General features: G+C 57.7%; 8 protein-coding genes and 1 tRNA gene. 8 read left to right on the forward strand and 1 reads right to left on the reverse strand.

Features of this window, described 5'->3' with window-relative positions; translation table 11 throughout:
- From ABYT07_RS15980 to ABYT07_RS16010, 7 genes are all read left to right on the forward strand, one after another.
- A partial coding sequence (locus ABYT07_RS15980; protein ID WP_372993031.1) for a putative PEP-binding protein occupies positions 1-547 on the forward strand: 547 nt, incomplete at its 5' end.
- A 290-nt stretch (positions 548-837) separates the two neighbouring features.
- Positions 838-1,881 carry a Rieske 2Fe-2S domain-containing protein gene (locus tag ABYT07_RS15985; protein ID WP_372993032.1) on the forward strand — a complete coding sequence of 348 codons (1,044 nt, stop codon included), beginning with the start codon at positions 838-840 and terminating at the stop codon, positions 1,879-1,881.
- A gap of 98 nt (positions 1,882-1,979) precedes the next feature.
- Positions 1,980-3,146 (forward strand): efflux RND transporter periplasmic adaptor subunit, encoded by a 1,167-nt coding sequence (locus tag ABYT07_RS15990; RefSeq protein WP_372993033.1) that lies wholly within the window; start codon positions 1,980-1,982, stop codon positions 3,144-3,146.
- The gene (locus tag ABYT07_RS15995; protein ID WP_372993034.1) at positions 3,143-6,208 is read left to right on the forward strand and encodes an efflux RND transporter permease subunit; all 3,066 of its coding nucleotides are present in this window, start codon (positions 3,143-3,145) and stop codon (positions 6,206-6,208) included. Before ABYT07_RS15990 ends, ABYT07_RS15995 begins: the two co-directional genes overlap by 4 nt.
- Positions 6,209-6,340: 132 nt before the next feature.
- The gene (locus ABYT07_RS16000) at positions 6,341-7,501 is read left to right on the forward strand and encodes an iron-containing alcohol dehydrogenase (RefSeq protein WP_372993035.1); all 1,161 of its coding nucleotides are present in this window, start codon (positions 6,341-6,343) and stop codon (positions 7,499-7,501) included.
- Positions 7,501-7,941, forward strand: a complete 441-nt coding sequence (locus ABYT07_RS16005) for an acyl-CoA thioesterase (RefSeq protein ID WP_372993036.1) — start codon at positions 7,501-7,503, stop codon at positions 7,939-7,941. Before ABYT07_RS16000 ends, ABYT07_RS16005 begins: the two co-directional genes overlap by 1 nt.
- A 237-nt stretch (positions 7,942-8,178) precedes the next feature.
- Positions 8,179-8,252 (forward strand) — tRNA-Cys (locus ABYT07_RS16010).
- Positions 8,253-8,339: 87 nt separating this feature from the next.
- Here the strand turns inward: ABYT07_RS16010 and ABYT07_RS16015 are convergent.
- Entirely contained in the window at positions 8,340-8,576 is a 237-nt protein-coding gene (locus tag ABYT07_RS16015) for a hypothetical protein (protein WP_372993037.1), read from the reverse strand.
- Between the two features lie 399 nt (positions 8,577-8,975).
- Here ABYT07_RS16015 and ABYT07_RS16020 point away from each other — a divergent pair, with 399 nt between their 5' ends.
- Positions 8,976-10,199, forward strand: a complete 1,224-nt coding sequence (locus ABYT07_RS16020; protein WP_372993038.1) for a glycosyltransferase family 4 protein — start codon at positions 8,976-8,978, stop codon at positions 10,197-10,199.
- The last annotated feature ends 153 nt before the right edge of the window (positions 10,200-10,352 follow it).

Consider the following 10,352-nt stretch of genomic DNA (forward strand, 5'->3'; position numbering starts at 1 on the left):
ATACCGCGCCGCACGTGCCGAGATGGACAAGACCTTGGCGCGGGAAGAACGACTGGGCCATGTGCTGCCGTCCAAGATCGAAGTCGGTGCCATGCTCGAGACGCCTTCGCTGGCATTCGCGCCAAAGAAGTTCTTTGAGGAGGTCGAGTTTCTGTCGATCGGCGGCAACGACCTCAAGCAGTTTTTCTTTGCGGCTGACCGAGAGAACGAATTGGTGCGCCGACGCTATGATACTTTGAACGTAAGCTTTTTGACCTTCCTTGAAGGCATCGTGGGGCGCTGTCAGGAAACCGGGACGCCGCTGTCCTTTTGTGGCGAAGACGCGGGCCGCCCTGTTGAGGCATTGTGTTTTGCCGCGATCGGGATCACGTCGCTGTCGATGCGACCAGCGTCCATCGGGCCGGTCAAGAGCCTGCTACGTCGGTCTGACTTGAACGAGGTGCGCGAGGTGATCAATGCCGCCCGTGATCGCGGAGAACAGTCGGTGCGTTCAGCCATCATGGACTATCTGCGCAACCAGAATTCAGAGCAGCGCAAACTGCCTTAAGGCGGTTTTCGGGCTGTGAAAGAGGTAAGTACAGGTCGATCAAGAAAGCCTTGTATCCCCATGTAAAATAGCGGTTTTGCAGATCGGGCTAAATCTACCGCTGCATTTTTAGTGACCCACGGCGTTCATAGAGACGACCTCTTGGCGCATCTTATCCCCAAATTTATGCGCAAGAATATCATTTATCGTACATTTAGGGGGGAATTGCTTGGCAAGTGACACCGCAGGCGTATCCCTTGACGACAACGCCGGAAAAAGGCTCTCTTTTAACGGAGTTGAGGAGCCTTTGAATGTTTTTGAAAAATGCTTGGTATGTCGCCGCATGGGATCACGAGGTGACACGGGATTTGGCGCAGATCACGGTGCTTGAACGCACTATTTGCGTGTACAGGACCGAAGCAGGCGCGATCGTCGCGCTGGATGATGTCTGCCCGCATCGCAAGCTGCCCCTGTCGATGGGGCGGATAAAAGGCGATATGGTCGAATGTGGCTATCATGGGCTGACGTTTGATTGTGTGGGTCAATGCGTTTGGGCCCCCGGCGGGCGCATCCCGTCCGAAGCGCGGGTGCACGCCTATCCGACCCATGAAAAATACGGCCTAGTTTGGATTTGGATGGGCAATCCGGTGCTGGCCGATCCAGAGGAGATTTTCGAGATCGAGAATTTCGACAATCCCGATTGGGGGATGAACCGCGGTGCGGCGATGGAACTGGACTGCAACTATCTGTTGATGTGCGACAATCTTCTGGACCCCACGCATGTTGCTTGGGTGCATGGCGGCAGCTTTGGTCAGGCCGCGACCAAGGACACGCCTTTGCGTGTCAAGAAAACCGAAAACGGCGTGATCGTACATCGCTGGATGTTGGACGTTGAGCCAGCCCCGTTTTACAAAAAGGTGATTTCTTTCAAAGGCAACTGTGACAGACTTCAACATTACGAGGTACGCTATCCATCCCATGCGTTGATTCGTGCAGTGTTCACGCCCGCAGGGACAGGGGGGCCGGACGGGCCGTTGCATCCGGACACATTCATTATGGATAGCCTGAATTTCATGACCCCAACGACGGCTGGAAAAACCCGGTATTACTGGTTCCAACTGCGCAATATCCGCCCCGATGATGCGGCACTTTCCCGGATGATGACCGAGGACGTGCAGCATGCCTTTGAAGAGGACCGCGCGGTTTTGAATGCAGTGCAAAAGGGAATGGCAGAAAAAACCTCGCCGCATATTGATTTGCCGATTGATGCGGGGCAGTTGCGGTTTCGCCGTCAGCTTGAGGCGATGATTGCGGAAGAAGCGATGGTCGATGCAAAAATGCAGGGCATATCTTAAGTTACGCAGCCTAGGGTTGCTGTTTATCCATTGCTTTCGGGGTGCGACGGCCCACATGAAGTAGTCGTTGGGTGGACTATCGCAGAACGGAGAGATTGATGAAACTGGCATTGGCAACTCGGATCAGTGCGATGTTTTTGGTCGCCGCCAGCGCAAGTTTTGCGCAGGAGACGCCTGACCCACAGCTGCGCGTTCCAAGTGTGACCGTTGATCGCGCGACCATCGCCGAGATCGTGAACCGCGTGCCGATTTCCGGCAGTCTTGAGGCGTATCGCGTAGTGTTGGTGTATCCGCAGGTTTCAGGGTTCCCGATTGAGGAAATTATGGTCGATGCCGGTGCGCAGGTAGCAAAGGGTGATGTGTTGGCGCAGCTTAACACCGATACACTGACCGTGCAGGTGTCCCAAGCCGAAGCGGAATATGCCCGTGCCCAAGCAGGCGTTCGCCAAGCCCAAAGCCAGATCACATCAGCACAGGCATCCGCTGCGCAGGCCCAAAGCGTTCTTGAGCGTAATCAGCAGCTTGAACGGTCCGGCAACACGACCCAAGCCGCATTGGACCAGGCCAGTGCCAATGCACAGACAGCTGATGCTGCTGTGGCTTCGGCAAAAGACGGGCTTGAAGTCGCCCGTGCGCAGGTGTTGCAAGCGCAGGCGTCTTTGGATTTGGCACGGCTAAATCTGGACCGCGCGATGATAAAGGCCCCGACGGCAGGGATCATATCGGCGCGTAATGCGCAATTGGGCGCGATTGCCACTAGCTCTGGCGATCCGCTGTTTCGGATGATTCAGGATGGCGTGATCGAGGTGAAGGCCGAGATTGTCGAAACCGCGTTAGCCCGGATTGAACCGGGAGATGACGCACAGGTCGACATCCCGGGCGTTGGGCTGGTGAACGGCTCTGTCCGCTTGGTGTCGCCGACGGTCGATTCAGTCAATCGTTTGGGGGATGTGCGTGTGTCATTGCACGATGGCAAAGCCCTGCGGACGGGGGTTTTCGCAGGCGGCTGGATCGTCACAGACCGCCACGAAGGGCTGACCGTGCCTGCGACGGCGGTTTTGACAGACGCCAACGGCGATTATGTTCTTGAGCTGAATGTCGACACGTTGGTGCGCAGGGGCGTGACCGCCGGACTGATCTGGAATGATCGCCGCGAGGTACTAGCAGGTCTTGAGGAAGATGCTGTTGTCGTGGCCAAGGCGAGCGCGTTCTTTTCCGACGGGGACAAGGTGAACCCCGTCATGGAAGGGGCTGATTCCAAATGAATATGTCCACTTGGGCGATACGGTCCCCGGTTCCGTCACTGGCGATGTTTCTGGTGCTGTGTCTGATCGGTATGGTCGGATTTTTCCGCCTTCCTGTTACGCAATTTCCCAACATCGATATTCCCATTGTTACGGTGAACATCTCGCAACCCGGTGCGGCACCGACCGAAATTGCAACCCAGATCGTCAAACCGGTCGAAGGGGCGGTGTCAGATGTGACCGGGGTCAAACATGTAACGGCTGTTGCCTCGGACGGGTCGGCGAGTCTGACCATCGAATTCGAACTTGAGACAGACAGCGCCACCGCCCTGACCGATGTCAAGGACGCTGTCGCAGGGGTGCAGGGCGATCTGCCTGAAAACGCGACCGAACCGATCATCAAACGTCTGGATGTGACGGGGCAGGCGATCTTGACCTATGCGGTGTCCGACCCGACGCAGTCGATTCAGGACCTGTCATATTTTGTAGATGAAATCGTCGCTCGCGAATTGCAGGTGGAAAAAGGCGTAGGCAAAGTGACCCGTATCGGTGGCGGCGACCGCGCGATCGAGGTCGAACTGGATCCGGACCGGCTGCTGTCCCTTGGCCTGACAGCGGCGGATGTGAACAGCCAACTGCGGCAGAACAACATTGATCTGGGCGGTGGGTCGGGTGATCTGGGGGGGCAGGAATATTCCATTCGCGCGCTTGGCAGCGCGGATACTGTGGCGCAACTGGCTGCAACACCGATTATAACGGCACCGGGCCAAACCGTGCGGTTGGACGATTTGGGAAAAGTATTTGATGGTGCGACCGAAACGTCAAGCTTTGCCATGCTGGACGGTCAGCCCGTCGTGGCCTTTGGCGTGTTCCGGTCCACTGGTGCCAGCGATCTGGCGGCAGGGGATAACGCCAAAGACCGGCTTGCCGAACTGGCCCAAGAATACCCCAATGCCAGTTTTTCGCTGATTGATGATGCCACGGTTTATACCGAAGGGAATTATCATTCCGCCATGGACACGCTTTACGAGGGTGCTGCCCTTGCGATTATTGTGGTGTTCCTATTCCTGCGCAATTGGCGTGCGACGATCATCACCGCCGTTGCCTTGCCGTTGTCGATCATCCCGACATTTATGGTGATGCAATATCTTGGGTTTTCGCTGAACACGGTCAGTCTGCTGGGCATTACGTTGGTCACAGGCATCTTGGTCGATGACGCGATTGTCGAGATTGAAAATATCGTTCGCCACATCCAGATGGGAAAACCGGCCTATGAGGCGTCCGAGGAGGCGGCCTCGGAGATTGGTCTGACCGTTATTGCGATCAGTTTTACCATCGTGGCGGTCTTTGCCCCGGTCAGCTTTATGTCGGGCATAGCCGGACAGTATTTCAAACAATTTGGCCTGACCGTGGCTGTCGCTGTGTTGTTTTCGCTGCTGGTGGCCCGGCTGATCACCCCGATGATGGCGGCCTATTTTATGCGCGACGGCGTGGCCCCCGAGGAAGAGGAAAAAGACGGCTTCATCATGCGCCGCTATATGGGCATTCTGGGTTGGACCTTGCGCAACCGGACGCTGACGCTGCTGATGGGCTTGGGAATTTTTGCGGTCTCGATTTTTTCTGCAACGCTGTTGCCGACCGAATTCGTCCCTGCTGCTGACCGGGGGCGTTCAACAGTCTCGCTTGAACTGCCGCCGGGATCAACGCTGGATCAGACCCGCGCACAGGGGCGCAACGTGTCGACCATTCTGGCGCAAATCCCCGAGATCACCAACGTCTTTGTCGAAGGCGGTACGTCTTCGGATACCAAGGCGAACCTGATCGTGAACTACGGTCAAAAAGACGAGCGGGACCAGTCGTCTTTCGTGATCGAAGAACAGATGAAAAAGCTGTTGCAAGATATTCCGGACGTCAAGATCAACGTGCTTAAAGACAACGGCCAGCGTGACGTTCAGCTGAATGTGCTGGGCGATACCGAAGCTGCGGCATCTGCCACGGCAATCACCTTGGCTGCGCAAATGAACGGGCTGCCCGAGATCGTGAATGCGTCCAGCACGGCGTCGCTGGTTCGCCCCGAAGTCCAGATTACCCCACGCCCGCAATTGGCGGCTGAAATGGGGGTCACGTCGGCGGCGCTTGCCAGTACGATCCGGATTGCCACGCTGGGCGACACCGAAAGCAATGTGGCCAAATTCAACGCGGGCGACCGCCAAATCCCGATTTTGGTGCGCCTCAAGAAAGACGTGCGCGACGACCTAAGCAAGCTTGCCGGTCTGCGCGTGCCGTCGACCACGGGTGCCCCTGTACCGGTAAGCGTGGTGGCTGATGTGCGGCTGTCTTCGGGGCCCAGCACGATTGAACGCTACGACCGGCAATACCGCACCAGCGTTGAGGCCGATTTGGCCCCCGGTGCCCCGCTTGGTCCCGCAACCGAAGCGGTGATGGCGTTGCCTTTGGCCCAATCCATGCCCGAGGGGACGTCGATCCAAAGTGCGGGCGACGCAGAGGTGATGGGAGAGGTCTTTACCCAGTTTGCGCTTGCGATGGGGGCGGGCATATTGCTGGTTTATGTGGTTTTGGTACTGCTTTTCAGCAGCTTTATCACCCCTGTGACCATCTTGATGTCGCTGCCTTTGGCAATCGGGGGGGCGATTTTTGCGCTTTACCTAAACAACTCTGCGATCGGGTTGTCGGTTGTGATCGGCTTTTTGATGTTGATGGGAATTGTGACGAAAAACGCGATCATGCTGGTTGAGTTCGCGGCAGAGGCGATGACCGAAGGGGCCACCAAATCAGAAGCGATGCTGCAAGCGGGCCACAAACGGGCGCGCCCTATCATCATGACCACTGTGGCGATGACCGCAGGCATGGTACCTTCGGCATTGGCCGTTGGGGCGGGCGGTGAATTCCGCGCGCCCATGGCGGTTGCGGTGATTGGCGGGCTGCTGCTTTCGACGCTTTTGTCGCTGCTGTTCGTGCCGTCGCTGTTCAGCGTCTTGGACGGGCTCAAGGATCGCATCCGTTGGGCGTTGGTCGCGGTTTTCGGCGCGAACAAACCTCAGGACGTTACGTCGGGGGGCTAAAGCCCCGCGAGTTTCGCTTGGTGAAATAGATTTCCGAAATAACGACTATGCGCGCCATAGATTTTTGCCTTTAATGCGGGGCGCGCCATTGTGTTTTTGCAGGGTGCCGAATTGCAAGAAAGGCCACTGCCCATGACCCCCTTTGTCTTTAACACCACGAAATCCGTTGTTTTCGAGAATGGCGCAGCCGTGCGTCTGGCCGAGCTTGCAGGCGGTCTGTTAGGCAAGAACTGCCTTTTGGTCACGGACCCCGGCCTGCGCAAGCTGGGCCTTTGCGATCCCGCCATCGCGGCGCTTGAGACCGCAGGCCATGTGGTCACCGTCTTTGACGCAGTCGAGGCCGACCCGTCGCGGGAAACCCTGATGGCAGCGGTCGAGGCGGGCAGGGCAGCAGATGCAACCGGCGTGATCGGTTTTGGCGGCGGCTCATCGCAGGATGTGGCCAAGCTGGTGGCATTGCTGTTGGGCTCGGGCGAGGACCTTGATGGCGCGTGGGGCGTGGCGCAGGCCAAAGGTCCACGCCTGCCGCTGGTCCTGATCCCGACCACCGCTGGCACAGGGTCCGAGGTCACGCCGGTGTCGATCATCACTGTCGGTGCCGAGGAAAAGCGCGGCGTATCATCCCCTGTGATCTTGCCCGACATGGCGATCCTGGACGCTGAACTGACGCTGGGCTTGCCCGCACATATCACGGCCGCGACGGGTATTGATGCGATGGTTCACGCGATCGAGGCCTATGCCTCGAAGAGCGCCAACAACAATCCGCTATCCAAGCTGCTGGCTCGCGAGGCGCTGCGCCTTCTGGGTGCCAATATCGAAGCGGTGGTGGCCGATGGAACGGATATTGCCGCGCGCGGTGCCATGCTGCTGGGGTCCATGCTGGCGGGGCAGGCCTTTGCCAATTCCCCTGTCGCCGCTGTGCACGCGCTGGCCTATCCGATTGGCGGCACGTTTCACATTCCGCACGGGCTGTCGAACGCATTGGTGTTGCCCCACGTGCTGCGGTTCAATGCACCCGATGCCGGAACGCTGTACGCAGAAATCGCAGCAGATGCCTTTCCCGATTTGGCCGCGGTTGAGGGGACACAGGCGCGCACTGCCGCATTCATTGATGCTTTGGCTGATCTCTCGGCGCGTGTCGGGTTGCAAACGCGGTTGCGCGATGTGGATATCCCGAAGGAGGCAATTGATAAAATGGCCGCCGACGCCATGCTGCAAGCCCGCCTGTTGGTGAACAATCCCCGCACGGTAAGCCAGTCGGATGCCCACACGATCTATACGGCCGCGTGGTAATGTCAGACCGCCCCGTTGCGCCAAATCGCGCCGACTTCACTGAATTCTACCCCCTTCAAACCCGTTGGAACGACAATGACGCCTATGGCCACATGAATAATGTGGTGCATTACGCGCTGTTTGATACGGCTGTGAATGGCTGGCTGATCGAACGGGGCTTGCTTGACCCACTGACCAGCCCTGTGTTCGGTTTGGTCGTCGAAACCGGTTGCCGATATTTTGGCGAGATGCAGTTCCCTGACCGGGTCACTGCAGGCCTGCGGGTGGCAAAGCTTGGGCGCAGTTCCGTCAAGATGGAGCTGGGTTTGTTTCGCAATGACGATGATACGGCGGCGGCCGAAGGCTTTTTTGTCCACGTGTATGTTGATCGTAAAGATCACCGCCCGACCGACATTCCCGCCGCGACGCGCGCCGCATTGGAGGGGCTACTGGACGGCTAAAAGGGGGCTTGCTGGTGCCTTTTTGGGCAGTAGTTGATTGCCGGTCTGTTTGCGAGGGCAGCAGGAAGTTTAAAAAGATGTGCGCATCAACTGGAATTTGGTCAGCGGCGTGGTGGTGTCGCCAAAATTCGCGTCGCTTTGTCACAAACTGGGCTAGACAAACCTGTCAAAACTCGGGATAAGCCGAAACGCATCCTGGCCAAGGTTCTGGATGATACCCCGTAGTGTTACGGTCGAGGCGAGTTGGCGGAGTGGTTACGCAGCGGATTGCAAATCCGTGTACAGGAGTTCGATTCTCCTACTCGCCTCCAAGCAAAATCAATGGGTTAGAAATTTGTCCACTCATTGGGTATCACCTCTAGTATCAGTCTCACGTTCTGTGCTTGTTCTGTTCGGGATCATTTGCGCTTTGCTGCCGCCTGCCGCGCCCGCATGATTTGCCGCGCCTCGCCTGCATATTTGATGATCATGGCTTTGGATGTGTGGCCACTGAAGCTGGCAATCTCGTCATCTGTGCAGCCAGCCCAAGCCAGTTCCATCACTCCTCGATAGCGCAACGCGTGTTGGTCGAAGGCCATCAGCCCTAGCCGCTTGCGCTCTCGTACCATCACCCGTGCCATCGCGTAATAATCCATCGCGGAACCATCAACACGCGTCAGGATGTGTGGCGAAGGATGACTACCGCATCTTCGCTTGCTTTGGAGGGCTGCGTGTTAGGGGCCGTTTTGGCTGATCTATGATCCAGCCTGACCCGCTGCGCAAATTTGGCTGGGGCAGGGGGCGCTATAACTGGGCATTGCGCCCCTGATGTCCACCACCGCCTTGCCGAGCAATTGAAAAGTACTGTTCGGTTTGCCGCGATGTCCGATTGGACAACTGCACGCCCGAATGGGGAAATTGCTGCAAATATCATTCTTTCCTAGGTTTTTCATACCCGTCCGAAGCTGAGGCCCCCCAGCTAAGACATGCTGCACGCGCTGTCTGAGAAACCTCGTGCCAAGGACGGGCACCCAGTCAAAGTCTGCGAAAGTAATATGAAAATAATTTGGAGTATCCCTGTTTGGGGCGAAACGCTCAGTTCCACCCGCGGCGACATCGTACGCGCCCGCCATCTAGTAAAGGCGCTTCGGGACGCGGGCCACGGTGTCCGGGTCGTAGAGCGCGGGCAAGGGGCCGGGACCGGTCTGATGGTGGCGGGATATCGCGGCGTGCTGCGCCGGATGCTGCCTCGGCATCTTGCCCTGATCTTGCGCGACGTAAGCCGTTTTGGAAATTCACTTTATTTTGGCAGGCAGCTTGCCAAAGAGGCCCGCAAATATGGTGCTGATGTTATCGTCGAAACGCAGATGAATGGTGCGGCATCGGGCGCGACCGCAGCGCGTCTTTGCGGACTGCCGCTTGTTCTTGACGATTGCTCTCCCACCTCCGAAGAGGACGTTCTGGGCGCGGGCCTGCCATCGCTTGCGCGCAAGATCTTGCTGTTTCAGGCGTCAGCGGCCGCTGTTGTGATCGCGACCTCGCGCTCTGTGCGCGAACGTTTGATTGCCGAAGGGGTCGCGGGCGGCAAAATCCATATCGTTCGAAATGGCGTCAATCTGGACCGTTTCAATGCCGCTGACGGCCGGTCGATGCGTGCCCGGCTTGGCCTGTCCGACCGCTGCGTGATCGGTTTTGTCGGATCTTTTCTGGACTGGCACCGGGTCGATTTACTGGTTGATGCGTTGAGCCGCATTCCGGCCGCGATGAATCTGCATCTGCTTTTGGTCGGCACAGGCCCGAACCTTGCTGCCGTGCTGAAACAAGGTGAACGCAATGGGGTCAGGGACCGCATCACGTCGGTCGGTGGCGTGGAACCTGATGAGATACCCGACTATCTGGCCAGCTTTGATATCGGGGTTTTGCCGGACACGCTGGACTATGGAAACCCGATGAAACTGACCGAATACGCAGCCGCCGCAGTGCCGACAGTTGCACCAAACCGGCCGTCTGTCCGCGAGGTGGTCGAGGATGGCCAAACCGGCATTCTGTTTCCGCCCCATGACGTTGATTCCCTTGCCTATGCTTTGATGCACTTGGCAGAAAATCAGGCCTTGCGCGCGGAAATCGGTGGAAAATCGCGCCTGCGTGTTGCGGTCAAATCATCGTGGCCTGTGCTGGCGGAAAACCTGATCGGCGCGCTGGACAGCCAGATTCACCAAGGTGCGGTGCCATCGGTTGATCCTGCAAATCCGCCGCAAAACGCATCTGTCGCGGAATGATGCGGCCCCCGGGCAAGCGCAGCCAAACAACAAGCGATGGCATTTGGGCCACGCCGACCGGAAGGAAGAGGTAAGAGCGATGGGAACACCTGCCGATGTACCGCTGGCACGTACAGTTTACCGGATTGCGTCATCTGGCCGGATGGACCTTTG

Origin of the sequence: Sulfitobacter sp. (genome assembly GCF_041552635.1) — a bacterium.
Classification (GTDB): Bacteria; Pseudomonadota; Alphaproteobacteria; order Rhodobacterales; family Rhodobacteraceae; genus Sulfitobacter.